This window comes from Pontibacter pamirensis, assembly GCF_010015475.1.
Classification (GTDB): domain Bacteria; phylum Bacteroidota; class Bacteroidia; order Cytophagales; family Hymenobacteraceae; genus Pontibacter; species Pontibacter pamirensis.
The window spans coordinates 126445-145986 of sequence record NZ_SSNI01000010.1 but is presented as its reverse complement, the minus strand read 5'-3'; the positions used below and the strand labels follow the sequence as shown (position 1 = coordinate 145986).

The following is a 19542-nucleotide window of genomic DNA, read 5'->3' as shown; positions in this document are numbered from 1 at the left end:
GAAATGTCTTTTGACGCAAACGGCCTCATTAAGTCTGTTACAATTACGATGGAAGGTGTACCTAAGCTTAAAGTAAACAAGCAGTGTAGCCGGTATGATTTTGCATGAACTAAAAAAAATGATGCGCTTTATCTATGTGGCGTTATAGCCTTCTTTGATGAGCCCGTCATTCGTTACCAAGCTAGCTTTTACCCTTTGCAAATGCCAAGCAGGTTACCACAGGATTGTGAAGGTATGGAAGTTAATTAATTTGCTGTAACTTAATCAATAGGATATCGCTCACTTAACCCCGGCTCTCTTATACAGGCAACAGATATGAAAAAACTGGTTTCTATACTTTCTGTTTTAGTGACCGTGCTTCCTTTCTTCGTTTTTGCTCAGATCCCTAACCCCACTTTGCCCGAGGAACTGCTAAACAAGCCCTGGCCCGCCCAGTGGATTGCAGTAGCTGGTGAGCCGGCTAAGGATTTTGGAGTATACCATTTCCGGAAAAATATTGACCTGACAGTTAAACCAGCCACTTTTCTGGTGCATGTTTCCGGTGACAACAGGTATAGGCTGTATGTAAACGGGCAGCAGGTGTGCTTTGGCCCCGCACGCAGCGATGTCTTTCACTGGAACTTTGAGACAGTTGACTTAGCACCCTTTCTGCACCAGGGCAACAATACGCTGGCGGCCGTTGTGTGGAATTACGGAGAAACAATGCCAGTCGCGCAGATGAGTCTTCGCACCGGTTTTATTATGCAGGGCAACGGACAGGCAGAACGCATGGTGGATACCGGTCCTAGTTGGAAGGGCATCAGAAGCAGAGCGTATGCGCCCATCAACACAAACCTGCATACTTATTTTGTTGTAGGGCCAGGCGAAAATCTGGATGCTGCTGCCTACGACTGGGGTTGGGAAACCGAAGCGTATGATGACAGCAAGTGGCCTGCAGCAAGTGCTATATCTCCTGGGCTTGTTGGTGGTTTGTTTGAGCCCTGGTATGAAGGCTGGCACCTGCAGCCCCGCAGCATCCCGGCAATGGAGCTTGCGCCACAGCGCCTGGCAAGTGTCAGAAGAACTACTGGAATTCCGGCTCCGAAAGGCTTTCCGCAGCAAGTGGCAGCCTTTACAATACCCGCCCATACAAAAGCAACTTTAATACTTGACCAAGGGGTTGAAACGACTGCTTTCCCGGTCCTGACCGTAAGTGCGGGGCAGGGGGCAAGCATTTCTGTTCGTTATGCTGAGTCTCTTTTCGTTGACGGAGGAAAGGGGGTGGCAGAGACAAAGAATAAAGGCAACCGCGACAAAGTAGACGGCAAGGTATTTATAGGCTACGAAGACAGAATCATTTCTGATGGAGGTGAAGCCCGCACTTATATGCCGCTGTGGTGGCGTACGTACCGCTATATTGAGTTAGTAGTAGAAACGAAAGACCAGCCGCTCACAATAAATGATTTGTACGGACTGTATACCAGCTATCCTTTTAAAATGCAGGCTATATTTGAAGCCAAACGACCGGAGTTAAAAAAGATACTGGAGGTCGGCTGGCGCACGGCTCGTTTGTGGGCCCATGAAACCTATGTCGATTGCCCCTATTACGAGCAGTTGCAATACGTAGGCGACACCCGCATCCAGGCGCTGGTTTCCCTTTACAACAGCGGGGACGATCGGCTGATGCGGAATGCAATCAATCAGATCCGCTACTCGCACGGCCTGAGCGGCATAACCCAGAGCCGCTATCCGAGCCACTTACCCCAGTACATTCCACCCTTCTCGATGTGGTGGATTGGAATGGTGCATGATTACTGGAAATACAGAGGAGATGAGGCCTTCATAAAAGAGCAGCTGCCGGTAGCACGGTCCATTATATCATTCTTTGAATCAAAGCAGCAGGAAAACGGCTCCATGGGAAGCGTGCCTTACTGGACCTTTACTGATTGGGCGGAAGCACCCGGGTGGAAAGCCGGTATGGCTCCAAAAGCAGCAGGAGGTGGCAACTCTGCAGTGCTGGATTTGCAGTTGTTGCTAGCCTATCAGGCGGCAATGCCTTTAGAGCGTGCAGTTGGCTTGCCTGCTTTTGCGCAGCAATACGAACAGAAAATAAACGAGCTGAAGCAAACAGTCAGAAACCTGTATTGGGATGCTGACAAAGGCCTTTTTGCCGATACGCCTGATAAAGAAAGTTTTTCGCAACACGCCAACACGTTTGCCGTGCTGGGCGGAGTGGTAGAAGAGGAAGAGGCGCGCCAGGTTATGGAGAAGATCCTGCGTGAGCCCGGCATAACACAGGGTAGCATTTACTTTAAGTATTACCTGCACCAGGCTGTTGCAAAAGCAGGCTTAGGAAACAGGTATCTGGAGTTACTGGATGAGTGGCGTGCACAGCTTTCGCGGGGGCTAACCACCTGGGCAGAGCAACCGGAGCCGTCCCGTTCAGATTGCCACGCCTGGGGAGCCAGCCCTAATATTGAGATCTACCGCATCGTGCTGGGCATAGACAGCGACGCCCCTGGCTTCAGCAAAGTCCGCATCTCTCCTAATCTAGGGGAGTTGAAAGAAGCCAGCGGTTCTATTCCCCACCCGAAAGGCCAGGTAACAGTGAAGTACAGTGTCGACAGGAAAAACCAACTGAAGGCGGAAATAACGTTACCAGCCGGTGTAAGCGGCACTCTTGTCTGGAACGGGAAAGAGACACCCCTTACCGGAGGAGAAAAGAATCGTGTTGCACTCTAACTTGCCTGAGACGAAAGCGCATAAATTACGGCATATGCGGGCCATTTGATTATGCTATGAGAAACAGGAAACCGAAGTTTTTGCTTCTCTTCTGAAATGCATTGTGTTCTAATAATGATATGCCTGATAAAATGTCTGTGAATGAAGTAGAAAAAGAAACGAGTGAATACGCACTTTGCGGAGGTCAATGAGCAAACGTTTCTGCGCGATTGGTAGTATGAGGGCGAACAGCAAAAGACGAAAGAATCAGACTACTATTGACGCATACTATTATCTTGCTGTTACCCAGTTTGTTTAGTTAAATTTCACAACTTCTTATTCGGTATGCCCCCAAATCAGTTTGTTTGATAAGTAATTGGTCACTTTATTATGGAAATAATTTTTTTTCTACGAACTGATGGCTATATTTAATCATCTATACAGGTTGGTTCAAGGACCAGGCTTGGGGAAAGTGTTATCTAGTTAACCTTAACCGTGAGAAAATGAATTGTTGTCATTGCTTTTTTCCGTTCCCAGAGCATCATACTATCTCTCTTAAAGAGGTTTTCTTTAATAACGTACTAGATAGCAATCGATTGCGGCTTAGCTTGAAGCCATTTCAATAGCATGATTGTTTAACCCAGGAGCGCATTGTGGTTTGATTACTTTGTAGAATCTCAAAAAATCTTGTTTAATTCAGGCGTAAGTTAAACTTGCTTCTCAATAAAAGGATATTGCACTAAAGACTTATAAAATTTTACATAACAAATGTCAAAGTTAAATAATATAGGTGTAGCAATACAGTCAGTGTTTAAGCTCTAATAAGTGTAACTGACACAGTTAAGTTTTTTCATTTTGAACATTACATAATCTCGATACTATATGGGATAATGGAATACGAGTCTTTTCTTTCACTTTAATTATAACTATTTGGTTTATTTTTTACACTTTAAAAACACAATCTATGCAACATTATTTACTGAAAGAGTTGAAATACCTGCTTGTATTTCCTCTTTTCTTTCTGTCTGTTGCCGTGGCACTAGCACAGGGTGTTACGGTGCAGGGAAAGGTGACTGACGAAAGTGGGGTAGCCCTTCCTGGGGTTACAGTGCTCCTGAAAGGAACCTCTACCGCAGCGCCAACTGGCGCTGACGGCAACTACACTCTTAACGTACCGGATGGAAGTGGAACACTTATATTTTCCTTCATAGGTTTCTCAGCACAGGAAGTGCCCATTAACAACCGCACCACTATCAACGTGCAATTGGGTACTGATGCACAGGCATTAGAGGAAGTAGTGGTAGTAGGGTATGGTACCCAAAAGAAAGAGACCGTTACAGGCTCTGTTGCCGCAGTAAAAGGCTCTGAACTTGAAAGGTCACCAGCGGTTAACATCACCAACTCCATCGCTGGCCGTATGCCCGGCGTTGTAGCCGTAAACAGAAGCGGTGAGCCAGGTTATGACCAGTCAACTATCCGGATCAGGGGCTCCAATACTTTAGGAGAAAACGGAGCACTGGTTGTTATCGATGGTGTTCCGGCCCGTGCGGGTGGTATCGAGCGTCTTAACCCGGCAGATATTGAGAACATTTCTGTTTTGAAAGATGCCTCGGCAGCTATTTATGGTTCTCGTGCGGCTAATGGAGTTATCCTGGTTACAACAAAGCGGGGTACAGCAGGAAAGCCAAAAATTTCTTATTCCTTTAACCAGGGTTTTGCCCAGCCAACGGTTATACCTGATCTGGCGAATGCTACCCAGTTTGCTGAAATGCGAAACGACCTGGAGATTTACAACCGCGTGCCAGTGTCTTTGTGGGAAGAAGCCAACGAGGCTTTCCGTGAGACAGGAAGTTATACTTTGCCAGACGGTTCTACTGTAAACGCGCACTACGATCCGGAAGATATACGGAAGTTCGGAGACGGCTCCAATCTATGGACGCACCCGAATACGGATTGGTATGATGCCACGCTAAAGAATTGGTCACCGCAGTCGCAGCATACCCTGCAGTTGTCAGGCGGCAGCGACAACATCAAGTTTCTGACCTCCCTGAACTACATCAACCAGGATGCCTTTTATAAAAACTCTGCTACCGGCTACAAGCAGTATGACCTGCGCTTAAATCTGGATGCAAATATTAGCCAATATGTAAAGGCAAGTGTTGGTATGTTAGCGCGCCAGGAGAAACGCTTCTTCCCTACGGTGGGTGCTGGGGCTATCTTCAGAATGCAGATGCGCGGTCTGCCTACTATGCCTGCCCGCTGGCCTGACGGAAGACCGGGACCTGATATCGAAAACGGTCAAAACCCGGTTGTTATCACTACAAACGAAACCGGCTATGACCGTGACAACCGCACTTACCTGCAGACAAATGGCTCGATTGAAATTACCAACCCATGGATAGAAGGCCTGAAGTTTACCGGAACAGCTGCAGTGGATAATTTTACCCGCCGCATTAAAAGATGGCAGATTCCGTGGTTCCTGTATTCTTGGAACGGAACGGATTATGAAGCAGACGGAACTACTCCTTTGCTGACATCCGGCCGCAGAGGGCCAGCCGATCCAAACCTTAACATGGCGGATGAGGAGCAGCTGAACATCTTGCTGGGTGGTATATTAACCTATGAGCGTACTTTCGGCGACCATGCAGTAACAGTGCTGGCAGGTACCAATAGAGAAACAATTGCTCATGATGGTTTCTCTGCCTACCGCAGGTATTTTATATCTCCTGCCATTGACCAGATCAGTGTTGGGGGCAACTTAGAGCGTAACAATAACGGATTCGCATCTGAAAGAGCACGCCTGAGCCACTTTGGCCGCTTTGCCTATAACTACAAAGAGAAGTATATGGCAGAGTTCCTTTGGCGCTACGATGCCTCGGATATCTTCCCGGAGGAAACCCGCTATGGATTCTTCCCTGGGGTGCTGGCTGCATGGCAAATCTCTGAAGAAGATTTCTTCAAGAACAACGTCTCCTTTATCAATTACCTGAAGTTACGCGGTTCATGGGGACAGATGGGTAATGACAACCTCGGACCAGAAGGAAACGCTTATAATTATCTGTCTACCAACTCCTTCAATACCTACATCATTGGAGGCCAGGAAGTGTCAACACTGCGCGAAAACAGAGTTCCAAATCCTGGCATTACCTGGGAGGTGGCAAACAACGCTAACATTGGCTTAGACGGCCAGTTGCTGCAAGGCAAAATCAACTTCGAGTTCGACGTCTTCTACAACAAGCGGACAAACATTCTGGCATTCAGAAACGCTTCATTGCCTCTAACTACAGGTATTGATCCGCCGCGCGAAAATATTGGAGAAGTTGTCAACCGTGGTTTTGACGCTTTGATAGGCTACAACAACCAGATTGGTGAGGTCCTGTTCAACGTGAGTGTGAATGGTGGATACGCTAAAAACGAGATCCTTTTCTGGGATGAGGCACCTGGTGCTCCTGCTCATCAGCGCTCTACCGGCAGCCCAATGGGTACTGGCCTTCGATATGAGTATGATGGCGTGTTTGTGAACCAGGCTGAAATTGATGCTAACCCAATTGACTATAGCGCCATTGTAGGTACGCTGCGTCCGGGTGATATGCGATACAGAGACGTGTCTGGCCCGAATGGTGTGCCTGATGGTGCAATTACACCAGACGATAGAACAAGAGATCCTCGAAATGACATCCCTACTTTCCAGGGTGGCTTGAACGGCCGCGCAACCTTTAGAAATTTCGATTTTAGCGTTCTGTTCCAGGGATCAGCTGGTGCTGTAACCACAATCGGAACCTGGGAAATGGGTAGTATCGGTAACTTCCTAGAGGACATTTATGTGAACCGTTGGACTATAGAGAACCCTAGCGCGGAGCATCCACGCATTTCAGACCGCGGAAACCAGTATTTCGCTGGCGGTAATACTTACTGGATGAGAAGCACGGATTATATCCGACTGAAGAACATTGAGTTGGGTTATACGCTTCCGACTGTAGTAGGCCAAAAGATAGGCCTGGAGATGCTGCGCGTGTACGTGAATGCACTGAACCTTGCGACCTGGGATAAACTGAAAGTGTATGACCCTGAAAACGTGAATGCGAACGGCCAGTACTATCCGCAGTCAAGAATCATAAACACAGGCGTAACTGCAACATTTTAAGTGATACCGAAAATGAAAAGAATACATAAAATAAAAACTTTGTCTTTAAGTTTTATTGCTGCCCTGGTGCTTTCTACCGGCTGTAATGATGACTTCTTGAACACACAGCCCTTAACAGCTATTCCCAGTGAGGTTGTATGGACAGACGCTGCCCTTGCCGATGCTTTTGTAACAGACCTTTATACCGTTTTAGGTCAAGGAGGCTTTGATGAGCAAATGCAGGCTTCTCTCACTGATGAGGCTGTTTTTACCCACCCGGGCAGGGGAATCAATGTTATTACGGAGGCCCGCTCTAACCCTGCTGATCCAGGCTTTATAAACTACACCCTCAACTGGCCAAATATGTACAGCAGGATCAGAGCGGCTAACTTAGCCATAGAAAACCTGCAGGAGCCCCAGTTTGACAATCCGGAAATGGCGGAAAGACTACTGGGAGAGGCACTCTTTATGCGAGCCTACATGTACCACCAGTTACTCAGGTATTATGGTGGTGTGCCACTTGTTGATCGGGCATATGAGCTTGGTGAAGCGGATTATACCATCGCCCGCAATACCTTTGCTGAAACTGTTGAGTTTATTGTAAACGATGCCGATCAGGCAGCCCAGCTGCTGGATGGTGAATCAATGGTTGATGGACGAGCTTCTAGAGCAGCAGCACTGGCCCTTAAGTCCCGTGTGCTGCTGTATGCAGCCAGCGACCTGCATGATATCCCTACTGCCAGTGCACAATCAAGCGTGATTGCATCTTATCCTAAGCCAGAGTTACTTGGTTATGTAGATGGTGACCAGATGCAGCGCTGGCAGAGAGCGCAGGCCGCAGCCAAAGAGGTGGTGGATTTGGCAGGCTATGGGTTTATGATGGATTTGGCAGCACCGGTAAGCCCGGATGAGGGAACGCAGAACTACATCGACATGTCATTGTTCCGTAGTAATGCTGAAAATGAAATGATCTTCGGCCGGTATTTTATACAGTCCAAGAATGAAGGCGGTGGAAGGGTAGGCTTATTTAACGGCCCTAACGGATACCGTAACTGGGCGGGTAACACCCCGCTGCAGGACCTGGTGGACGATTATGAAATGATGGACGGCACTGAGTTTAGCTGGGATAACCCGGAGCATGCAGCATCCCCATACGAAAACCGCGATCCACGTTTAGAAGCTACTATTCTGCATGACGCATCTGACTGGAAGCCGCGCTTCACGACCACAGCAGACCCTGCCGACGAGATTCAGACAGGGCAGTATGAGGTGATTGTTGATGGTGCAAAAACAACTCATTTCGGCTTTGATACCCGTCAGAGCTCTATCGAAGACTGGAACGGTACCCGTACGGGCTATTACATGAGAAGGTTTGTAGACCCGAACCCGAACCTGGTGGATATGAACATGTGGCAGCAGGTGCCGTGGGCTTTCTTTAGGTATACTGAAGGTGTGTTGAATTACGTGGAAGCCAGTATTGAATTGGGAGAATATGACAAAGCGCAGGAATGGTTGAACAAAATTCGCTTCCGTGCTGGAATGCCGGCTATAACTGAAACAGGCGTCGCACTGATGGAACGCTACCGTAACGAGCGCAGAATTGAGATGGCCTACGAAGAACAGCGTTACCATGATGTTCGCCGTTGGATGATTCCTGAAGAAACATTTGGGCAACAACCTCGGATTATCGATATCATAGGCACGCTGAAGCCAGGTAAAACGGTAACTACGTACCAGTACAACCCAGAGAACTACAACTATTCCTACAATGTAGTAGAACTAGGAGAAGGGGTTGAGAACCGGGCCTGGGACGATAAAATGTACTACCTGCCAATTCACAGGGACGAGATAAACCGGAATGAGCAATTGAATCAGAACCCGGGATACTAAGAAATATTTTCTTATATTACACTTGAAATCTATGCCAGTCTTGTACTGGCATAGATTTCTCTTTTTTACCTTTTATTTAAATCGCTTATTTAATGAGCAAGTTCCGAGCCTCTCTACCTACCATCCTGTTACTCGCCCTTTCCCTTTTTTCAGCTTGCCAGGAAAATGCCTCCGTAGAAGAGCAGGAGCCATCTGATGCCCCTGCCGTTGTCGCTAATCCTCTGTTTACCCTGCTCCCTGCCAGTAAGACTGGTGTTCAGTTCTCCAACAACCTGACCGAAGGGCTGAATACGAATGTATTAATGTACGAGTACTTCTATAACGGCGGCGGCGTAGCGGTAGGCGATGTAAACGGAGACAGCCTGCAGGACATCTACTTTACAGGAAACATGACCCCGAACAGGCTGTACCTGAACAAAGGCAACATGCTGTTCGAGGATATAACAACCGCCGCAGGCGTGGCCGGAAGGGAAGGCCCCTGGACAACCGGGGTAACCATAGCTGATGTAAACGGAGACGGTTTATTAGACATATATGTCAACTACTCCGGGAAGTTGCGCCCTGAAAAGCGGGAGAATCAGCTGTTCATCAATGAAGGGCCAGGTGCCAACGGTATACCGCAGTTCTCAGAACAGGCGGCACAGTATGGTCTGAACAGCTCTTCTAATAGTACCCATGCTGTATTCTTTGACATGGACCGAGATGGAGATTTAGACATGTTTCTCCTGAACCATAGCCCGGAGTCTTTGCCTGTGCTGGATGAAGTCTCTACTGCGGAACTGCTTGAAAAGGAAGATGTGCAGCGCGGGGTACGGCTTTTCAGGAACGATAACGGGAAGTTTCAGGACATAACAAAAAAAGCAGGTATACAGTCATCGACCCTAACGTATGGCCTGGGAGCCGGAGTAGCCGATATTAACGGCGATGGCTGGCCGGATATTTATGTTTCCAATGATTATGATATCCCCGACTACCTCTACATCAACAACAAAAACGGAACCTTCACTGATCAGCTGAAGCTGAGTATGGGGCACACTTCTCACTTTTCGATGGGCAGCGATATAGCCGATATCAACAACGACGGCTTCCCGGATATTTTTACCCTGGACATGCTCCCGGAAGACAACCGCCGGCAAAAGCTGTTGTTCGCCCCGGACAACTATGAGAAGTTCAATCTCAGCCTTAGATCCGGGTTCCATTACCAGTACATGCGCAATATGCTGCAGGTAAATAACGGCAACGGTACTTTCAGCGAGGTGGGGCAGCTGGCAGGGCTTTCTAACACCGACTGGAGTTGGGCTCCTTTGGTGGCTGATTACGACAATGACGGCTGGAAAGACATGTTCATTACCAATGGTTATCTGCGCGACTACACTAACATGGACTTTATTAAATACATGGGTGGCTTTGTGCAGCAAAAGGGTGGCAGAATGCAGCGGGAACACGTGCTGGAACTGGTAAATAAAATACCTTCGTCTAACGTCACCAACTACATCTACAAGAACAATGGCGACTTGTCCTTCACGAACAAAGGCAGGGACTGGGGTATGAGCGTCTCTTCCAACAGCAATGGGGCGGCGTATGCTGACCTGGACAATGACGGTGATCTGGACCTGGTCGTCAACAACATCAACCAGCCTGCTTTTATTTACCAGAATGAATCGAACAAGCAACTGGACCACCACTACCTGCAACTCAGGCTGCAAGGAGCCGGTAAGAACACAGCCGGAATAGGCGCCAAAGTGATGCTTTATGCCAATGGCAAGCAGCAGTACCAGGAGCAGATGCCTTCGCGCGGCTACCAGTCCAGCGTGTCGCCTGTGCTGCATTTTGGCCTGGGGCAGGAGAACACAATAGACTCTCTTCAGGTTGTCTGGCTAAGCGGAAAGCAGCAGGTGCTGCGCGATGTAACATCAAACCAGGTGCTTACCCTGAAAGAGAGTGAAGCAGGCGCTCCTTCTCGTTCACTAAGGCCAAGTGCCCCTGCTTTCGAAGAAGCCAAAGCACCCGTTTCCTTTGCCCATCAGAAAAACACGACAAATGATTTTAAGCGGCAGCCGCTGCTCGTTAATCCACTCTCTTTCTCCGGGCCCTGCCTGGTAAAAGCCGATGTTAATGGGGATGGGTTGGAGGATGTGTTTGCCGGTGGAGGCAAAGGGCAGTCGGCGGAACTGTACCTTCAGCAAAGGAATGGTACCTTTGCACATAAGCCTACGCCAGCCTTTGACGCCGACAAAATGAGCGAGGATGTGGATGCCGTATTTTTTGACGCCAACAACGATCAGTTCCCGGACCTGTACGTCGTTAGCGGTGGCTACCACGACTTTGCGCCGGATGACGCGTTGCTGCAGGACAGGCTATACCTCAACGATGGCAAGGGCAATTTCACGAAGAGCACCAATTCGCTGCCGGCGATGCACACGAGCACGAGCTGCGCCCGGGCAGCCGACATAAACGGTGACGGATTTGCCGATCTGTTTGTGGGAGGACGCGTGATACCGGGCCGGTATCCAGAGACACCGCAAAGTTATCTGCTGCTAAGCGACGGCAAAGGAGGCTTTAAGGATGCTACTGCGTCGCTTGCCCCGGAGCTGCAAAAGTTAGGTATGGTGACCGACGCCGCCTGGCATGACCTGAACGGGGACAAAAAGCAGGAACTGGTTGTAGTAGGGGACTGGATGCCGGTTACGGTTTTCAAGAACACGAATGGCCGGTTAAGCGATGCGACCGATGCTTATTTCGACAAGAAGTACAGGGGCTGGTGGAATGAGTTGCTGGTGAACGACTTGAACCAGGACGGCAAGCCTGATTTGGTAATAGGCAATCTGGGTCTGAACGCCCAGGTGAAAGTTTCAGACAAACAGCCGGCAGAACTCTACTACAAGGACTTCGACGACAATGGCTCTGTTGACCCCATCCTGACCTTCTACATACAGGGCAAAAGCTACCCTTATGTAACCCGCGACGAGTTGCTGGACCAGATAAGCCTGATGCGTACGCGCTTCACAGACTATAAGAGCTATGCAGACGCCACCATGCAGGATATTTTCACACCCCAAGAACTTGCCGGAGCAGGCCATTTAACTGTCAATCATTTAAAGACTACTTATTTTGAAAGCGGCACAAATGGGAAGTTTTTAGAAAAGCCCCTGCCCATGGAAGTGCAGTATTCCCCGGTGTACGCTATGACCAGCCTTGACTATAACGGGGATGGTAATCAGGATCTGCTGTTAGGAGGCAACATAAGCCAGGCCCGTCTTCGCTTTGGCAAGTATGATGCGAACTATGGTATGCTGCTGCAAGGCAATGGAAAAGGAGGGTTTACTTATATTCCGCAAGCCAAATCCGGCTTTAAAGTGAATGGCGATGTAAGGAGTATACTGCAGGTAAACAACACGCTGTTGTTTGGTATAAATCAGCAGGATGTGAAGGCTTACAAGATGAAATATCCAAACTAAATGAATGCACTTTTCTGCCGTCATTTTCAGTTTTGCGGGTCCCTGAGGGAACGGCCAGGCTTTGGCTCGAGCAGAAATGTGCTGAAATTTTAGAGGTGGCGGTGGAGGGTGTATTATTGCTATTTCTGTTAATAGTGTTTTAGCTACAGTTGATCTTCGTGCTAAATGTTTGTTTTCTTACCTGATATACATATATTTAGAATAGCTTACAATTATGGAGTAAAGCTTGAACTTCCTTTAAGGTAAGTAGAAAGGCTTTTTCCGCTCTGCATTTTATTCACTTAAGTTAAACACTGCTATACTTTAACATGAGTCGCACAGAAGAATTAACGGCTATGGTAGTAAGTGATTGAGCGCTTAAGGAGATGATGCATGGCTTGATAAAATTTGCCAGCACGTCCTATACCGTTTAAAGCTGATACTCTTATTTTCTGAAAAAAGATATAATGACATTCTTAACAGTGCCTTGTACAGAGCACAGTAACATTAAAAAGACCATTACCCAATGAAAAGAAATATATTTCCGGTAGCTTTTCTGATGAGTGTGCTGGCAACGTCGTCCTGCAACAATCCGCAGCAAACGACCACAGCCCAGCAGGTACTACCTAAAGCGGATCAAACCGAATCTACTCTTGCATCGCGGGAGGAGCAATACAGCAAATTAACTGAAGAGGAAAAAAGGCTTCCTGAGAATGCGCTTTTAGGTCTGGAAGTTGCGGACGGACTGGAGGTAAAGCTTTTCGCTTCTGAGCCTATGATGGGCAACCCCACCAACATTGATGTAGATGCTAAGGGCCGGGTGTGGGTGGCTGAGGCTTATAACTACCGTCCGGAGCTTAACCCAACCAACCCACAGCGGGGAGAAGGAGACCGTATTCTGATTCTGGAAGATCTCAACAACGATGGCCGCGCCGATACTGCCAAGGTGTTTTACCAGGGCAAAGACATTGATGCTGCTCTTGGTGTAGCTGTGCTGGGTAACAAGGTCATTGTGTCCAGTAGCCCGAACGTGTTTCTGTTTACAGATACCGATGGAGATGATGTGGCAGACAAGAAAGAGATTTTGTACTCTGGCTTAGGCGGAGAGCAGCACGATCATGCCATCCACTCTTTTACTTTCGGCCCGGATGGCAAACTGTACTTCAACTTCGGTAACGAAGGCCAGCAGATACTCGACCGCAATGGCAAGCCCATAGTAGACAAAGACGGCAAGGTAGTAAACAACAGCGGCAAGCCCTACCGCCAGGGAATGATCTTCCGGGTAAACCCTGACGGCACAGAATTTGAGGTACTGGCTCACAACTTCCGCAATAACTATGAAGCTGCTGTGGATTCCTATGGTACACTTTGGCAGTCGGATAATGATGATGACGGCAACCAGGGCGTACGCATCAATTATGTAATGGAATTCGGTAACTACGGCTATACCGACGAAATGACAGGCGCTGGCTGGCGATCTCACCGGACAAACATGGAGAAGGAGATACCAAAACAGCACTGGCATTTAAATGACCCTGGTTCCGTTCCGAACCTGCTTCAGACAGGCGCAGGTTCTCCTACAGGCATGGTGGTGTACGAAGGTAATTTGCTCCCTGAAGTATACCGTAACCAGATGATTCATACAGACGCTGGCCCGAACACGGTCCGATCATACCCTGTAACAAACGACGGCGCAGGGTATAAAGCAGAGATTGTGCCGCTGGTAGATGGGGTGCGTGACCAGTGGTTCCGCCCCTCTGACCTGAGTGTTGCCCCTGATGGCTCTATCTATGTGTCTGACTGGTATGACCCAGGCGTGGGCGGCCACCAGATGGCGGACATGAACAGGGGACGCATCTACAGAATTGCCCCTCCCGGAGTACCTTACAGAACTCCTCAGCTGGACCTGAGCTCACCAAAGGGAGCTGTAGAGGCGCTGCAAAACCCTAACCTCGCTACACGTTACCTGGCCTGGGAGAAGCTGCACAACTGGGGAACAAAAGCAGAGCCTGCGCTGCAAAAGCTATGGAAATCTGATAACGAGCGGATGAGAGCAAGAGCGCTCTGGCTGCTGGCAAAAATCGAAGGAAAGAGCGACAAATACATTCAGCAGGCACTGCAGGATAAGAACCCTGACATTCGCATAACCGGCCTCCGTATTGCCCGCCAGGAGGTAGATAATATTATCCCTTACGTGCAGCAGCTGGTGAAAGACCCTAGCCCACAGGTGCGCCGGGAAGCAGCCATTGCGCTCCGGCACAACAAATCGGCAGAGGTGCCTGCGCTTTGGGCAGAGCTGGCGCAGCAGTATGATGGGCAGGACCGCTGGTACTTGGAAGCCTTGGGTATCGGGGCTGACGAGCAATGGGACAAGTTCTTTACTGCTTACCAGGCGAAAGTTGGTAACCAAATGACTAATAAAGCCAGCCAAGATATTGTCTGGCGTTCCAGGACTGGCCTTGCGCTGCCGTACCTTTCACAGTACATCACAAATGCGGGTACCTCGTCAGAGGACCGGGCAAAGTTCTTCAGAGCTTTTGATTTTATCGATGATCCTGCTAAAGAGAAAACACTGTTAGCCTTGCTCGATGATCAGGGGCAGCATAAAGCAGAAGTATCAAAGCTAGCTTTAAATCACCTGAGCCCATCCAACATAGAAAAATCGCCAAAAGCGAGGGCTGTACTAGATAGGACTTTGGCGGAGCTAAAAGGGACACAGGAGTATTTGAACCTTGTACGACGCTATAAACTAAAAAACCAGAATGAGGCACTCCTGCAAATGGCACTTGCTAACCCGGATAACAACCTCGGGGTTGAGGCAGCCAGGTTATTGCTTAATTCAGAGGGAAGCAGCCTGTTAAATAAGACTATCAACAGTAAGAATCAGGCTGATGCGTTGGCAGTGCTAAGGGCATTGAGCCGCGTGGGCAATAACGAGTCTATGGACCTGATTCAGTCTGTTGTGATGGACAAATCAGCAGATATGGCCATTCGCAAAGTAGCTGTGAAGTCGCTAGGTACAGGCTGGAGCGGAGAGGAGCGACTGATGAACGTGGTCCGTGACGGTAAGCTTCCGAAGGAGCTGGAGCCGGCAGCGTCGATAGCATTGGCCGGCGCCATGCGCACGGGTATACGCGATGAAGCGCTGAAATACCTGAAGGTTGCTAATGCAACAGGAGGCAAGCCGCTGCCACCGATTAGTGAATTGGCCATGCGTCCGGGTTCTGCAGTAAAGGGTAAGCAGGTGTTCCTGCAGTCTTGTGGTGTTTGCCACCAGGTGGGAGATGAAGGCGCTAACTTTGGCCCGGCACTGACACAGATTGGCAGCAAACTCACCAAAGACGCCCTGTATGTATCCATTCTCCACCCTGACGCTGGTATCAGCTTTGGGTACGAAGGCTTTCTTTTCAAAATGAAGGATGGCAGCGAAGTAGCTGGCATCATTGCCAGCGAAACAGAGGATGAAGTGGAGTTAGTTTTCCCGGGAGGAATGAAGAGTAATTTAGATAAGTCAAATATCGCATCCAGAAAACAAATGGATAACTCTATCATGCCTTCTAACCTGCAGCAAGCCATGTCAGAGCAGGAACTGGTGGACCTGGTGGAGTATCTGTACTCCCTCAAAAAGCCGACAGCAAAATTATAACGAGCAGATAAATTCATGCCGGACCTCCGGCAACCATAAATTGATAATAGTTCAAAAGAAACATTGAAATGAAAAACCAACATACCCGGCGCAGCATGCTGAAAAATATGGCAGGTGGCGCCGCAGTGCTCACCTCTGCCATGTTGTTGCCCGAACCACTGAGAGCCGCTGGCTTAAAGGATTTAAAATTAAAAGGCAAAATCAAGCATTCCGTTTGTAAATGGTGCTACAATGACATGCCGCTGGAGGATCTGTGCAAAGCGGCAAAGGGCCTGGGCCTGTCTTCTATCGAGCTGCTGGGTCCTGATGAATGGCCAATGCTGAAGAAATATGGCCTGACCTGCGCCATGGCCTGGGGAGCGGAGAAAAGCTTGACTGAAGGCTTTAATAATCCGAAGTACCACGACGAACTGGTTGCAAGCTACGAAGCAATGATCCCAAAAGTGGCTGCTGCCGGACTCGATAACCTGATCTGCTTTTCAGGTAATCGCAACGGTATGAGTGATGAGGTGGGAATGGTGAACTGCGCCAAAGGTCTTAAACGCCTGATGCCTACGGCAGAGAAGTATAATGTGACGCTGTCGATGGAGTTGCTCAACAGCAAGGTAAACCACAAAGACTATATGTGCGACCACACCAAATGGGGTGTTGATTTGGCGAAGATGATAGGCTCTGATAAGTTTAAGCTCCTCTACGACATCTACCACATGCAAATTATGGAAGGAGACGTAATTCGCACTATCAAAGAATACCACCCTTACATATCTCACTACCACACAGCTGGTGTGCCCGGTCGCCACGAAATTGACAATACACAGGAGCTGTATTACCCGGCTATCATGAAGGCGATCGTTGATACAGGCTTCAAGGGTTTTGTAGGACAGGAGTTCGTGCCGGCGTCGGGGGATCCGCTTGCTTCGCTACGGGAAAGTATTGTGATCTGCGATGTATAAGCTGTAATAAGTGCTACATCTGGTATAAGTTATTTTGCTGATTCATAACACTGTGTATGCCGCAGCCATCACAACATTCAGTTTGTCTGCTGCTGTATCACTAAACACCAAAAAAAATGAGAAGAAGTGAGTTTTTAAAAAGCAGTCTCCTGGGTGCCGTAGCCCTTACAACTGGAACATCAGCCTTCGCCGGAAGCCCTTTTTCTGAGAAGCAGGCAGGCAAAACTTTTAACCTGAACTACGCCCCACACTTTGGCATGTTTAAAGACTTAGCAGGTGATGATCTGATAAGCCAGCTCAGGTTCATGCGGGATCAGGGATTCACTGCCCTTGAGGACAATGGCATGATGGGACGCCCGGTTAGTGATCAGGAGAAGATAGGGAAAGAACTCGCCAAGTTAGGTATGACAATGGGCGTATTTGTGGTTGACAAAGGTGGAAACTCCCAGAATACACTGGCGGCAGGAAAAAAAGAACACGTTGATATATTTTTGGACGGCTGCAAGCGAGCCGTTGAGGTAGCCAAACGGGTAAATGCGAAGTGGGTGACAGTGGTGCCCGGTGATTTTGAACGGAACCTTCCTATTGGAGTACAAACCGGAAACGTTATTGAGGCTTTACGCAAGGGAGCGGAGATTCTGGAACCACACGGTATCGTAATGGTACTGGAACCGCTCAGCGATTCGCCAAACCTTTTCCTGCGCAACTCGGACCAGACGTACATGATCTGCAAAGGAGTTAACAGTCCTTCCTGTAAGCTCTTGTATGATATCTATCATATGCAGAAGAATGAGGGACACATTATCCATAACATGAACCAGACATGGGACGAGATTGCTTATATACAGATAGGAGATAACCCAGGAAGAAAAGAGCCTACAACAGGGGAAATTAACTACAAAAATGTGTTCAAGCATATTTATGAAAAAGGCTACAGAGGTGTGATGGGCATGGAGCATGGCAACGCCGGAAAAGGCAAAGCAGGAGAGCTCGCCGTTATAAAAGCCTATAGAGAAGTGGATAACTTTATGCAAGCGTAGGTACAGGTAAATTGGTTACAGTTTATTTTGCTTATGCCAAAACGGGCAGTGTGATTTCAGATAATCACACTGCCCGTTTTCCCCTTTAGTAACTAAGGTAGGCTCTTTATCCTATTTTGTCTAAGCTATCGTGGCTACAGCTTATACAGCGACTCATGAGCAGCCTTTTGCATGGATATAACTTAGCGCTCCACTCCCGCGAGGGCGCGTTTTCCAGTTCGGCGCTGTGTACATTTCCTGCCTATCGGCTGCCACTAGCGTGGCACCGGAAATCTACAAATAGAGGGCCCCTACCCCCGGCGCCTCTCTGAAAAACTGGAATCACTTTTCCTTCGAGCTAATAAAATGATATTGTGTACAAATTCTATGTAAATATTTTTTCTACATAACCTTACTCATTCGTCAGCACGGAGTGAAGGTGTTTCCAGTCTTTGGGTTGAGCGCCTTTGGAGATTTTTGGTGCCGCTCGCGCGGCAGCGCCCCGGCGCAAAAACTCCCAGCGCGATGCCCGAAGACGAGGCCTCTCGGCCTTGAGAGCTCAGAGAGACACAATGAAACTGTAGGTTAGTTGCCGCTGGATGTACAGTCACTATGGTAGCTTAGACAGAATCATTAACTCTTAATCCTGAAAAGCCTAAAGATGCTATGGAGTATGGTCCACAAGAAGCGGTATAGCTTATTTCATTAACTTATAGAAACCAGTTGTAGCGGTATCCGCCACAGATTTATCCGGCTTTCGGTATATAAAATATGCCTCCAGCCCCTTCTGGCGGTCAACAAAACGGAGCGCTTTTTCCAGCCCCATTCCCATCAGCGCATTATCATAGGCATCAGCTGTCATGGCATCTTCAGCCCAAACGGTCACGCTTATCAGTTCATTATCTAAGGGGTATCCAGTAACAGGATCTATGAGGTGAGAAATTTTTCTGGAGCCGCTTTGGTAAAACTTTCTGTAATTGCCGGAAGAAGTTATCGCCCCTTTTTCAAGTGTGATGATTTTCTGTATGGGATAAGGATTAGAAAGATTACCCTCAGCCGGTCCTTCAATTCCTATAGCCATCAACTTGCCACCGGGTTTCCGCCCCTTCACCCGCATCTCACCGCCCAACTCTACCAGGTAGCTCCTGATACCCTTTTTCTCCAGGAAATCTGCCAGTACATCCACACTGTAACCCTGCGCAATTCCGTTCACGTCTATTCTCACACAGGGTGCTTGTTTTTTTAAATGGTTTCGATGAAGCTGTATTTTACCTGCACCCACACATTGCAACAACGCTTGTATGGCGGCTGAATCAGGAAGAGCCGAAGCCCGTTCGGTTCCGAAACCCCATGCCTGCACCAGGGGCTGTACCGTAATATCAAAAGCGCCGCCTGTTTTACGTGAAACCTGCTGTGCCTTTTTTACCACCTTTTGAAGGTGCCTGTCTACCTGTAACCCGGAAGCAGAGCGGTTGAACTGGCTAATCAGGGAATAAGGCTGGTAAATGGAAAGGGAGCTGTCGAGTTGCGCCAGAATGTAAGTTACCTGCGCCTTTGTGATACTGCTGTCTTCGGCGTAATAGGTTATCTGGTAAGTTGTTCCCTGGGCAAGGCCTCTGATGGTATACTGTTTTAGCTCAGTTTGGGTGAAAATGAAAGGAAGTGAAGCAAAAAGGCACAGCAACAACAATCGCATAGGTCAGAAAGAGTAGTGGTACAGCGTGTCAGAAATACTGACACAAGGTTGCGCAAGTCTAAGAACAAAAGAGATTGC

Annotated in this window: 8 protein-coding genes; 7 read left to right on the top strand and 1 reads right to left on the bottom strand. The window is 48.4% G+C overall.

All coding sequences use genetic code 11. The annotated features are described in order from the left end of the window. Window positions 1–315 precede the first annotated feature (315 nt). The 7 genes from E1919_RS10755 to E1919_RS10725 all read left to right on the top strand — a co-directional run bounded on the left by E1919_RS10755 (window position 316) and on the right by E1919_RS10725 (window position 17789). On the top strand, window positions 316–2721 hold the full coding sequence (locus E1919_RS10755) for an alpha-L-rhamnosidase-related protein (protein ID WP_162053392.1): 2406 nt from the start codon (window positions 316–318) through the stop codon (window positions 2719–2721). Window positions 2722–3664: 943 nt separating this feature from the next. Beyond that, on the top strand, window positions 3665–6844 hold the full coding sequence (locus E1919_RS10750) for a SusC/RagA family TonB-linked outer membrane protein (RefSeq protein ID WP_162053391.1): 3180 nt from the start codon (window positions 3665–3667) through the stop codon (window positions 6842–6844). Window positions 6845–6856: 12 nt separating this feature from the next. Beyond that, window positions 6857–8713, top strand: a complete 1857-nt coding sequence (locus E1919_RS10745; protein WP_162053390.1) for a RagB/SusD family nutrient uptake outer membrane protein — start codon at window positions 6857–6859, stop codon at window positions 8711–8713. 92 nt (window positions 8714–8805) lie between these two features. Continuing rightward, on the top strand, window positions 8806–12171 hold the full coding sequence (locus E1919_RS10740; RefSeq protein WP_162053389.1) for a VCBS repeat-containing protein: 3366 nt from the start codon (window positions 8806–8808) through the stop codon (window positions 12169–12171). Window positions 12172–12676: 505 nt separating this feature from the next. Continuing rightward, entirely contained in the window at window positions 12677–15796 is a 3120-nt protein-coding gene (locus E1919_RS10735; protein WP_162053388.1) for a PVC-type heme-binding CxxCH protein, read from the top strand. 68 nt (window positions 15797–15864) lie between these two features. Then, window positions 15865–16749, top strand: coding sequence for a hydroxypyruvate isomerase family protein (locus E1919_RS10730; protein ID WP_162053387.1), 885 nt, complete (start codon window positions 15865–15867; stop codon window positions 16747–16749). Between the two features lie 116 nt (window positions 16750–16865). Then, window positions 16866–17789, top strand: coding sequence for a hydroxypyruvate isomerase family protein (locus E1919_RS10725; protein WP_162053386.1), 924 nt, complete (start codon window positions 16866–16868; stop codon window positions 17787–17789). Between the two features lie 676 nt (window positions 17790–18465). Here the strand turns inward: E1919_RS10725 and E1919_RS10720 are convergent. After that, window positions 18466–19464: an FAD:protein FMN transferase gene (locus E1919_RS10720; protein ID WP_162053385.1), complete on the bottom strand. Its 999-nt coding sequence runs from the start codon at window positions 19462–19464 to the stop codon at window positions 18466–18468. Between the last annotated feature and the right edge of the window lie 78 nt (window positions 19465–19542).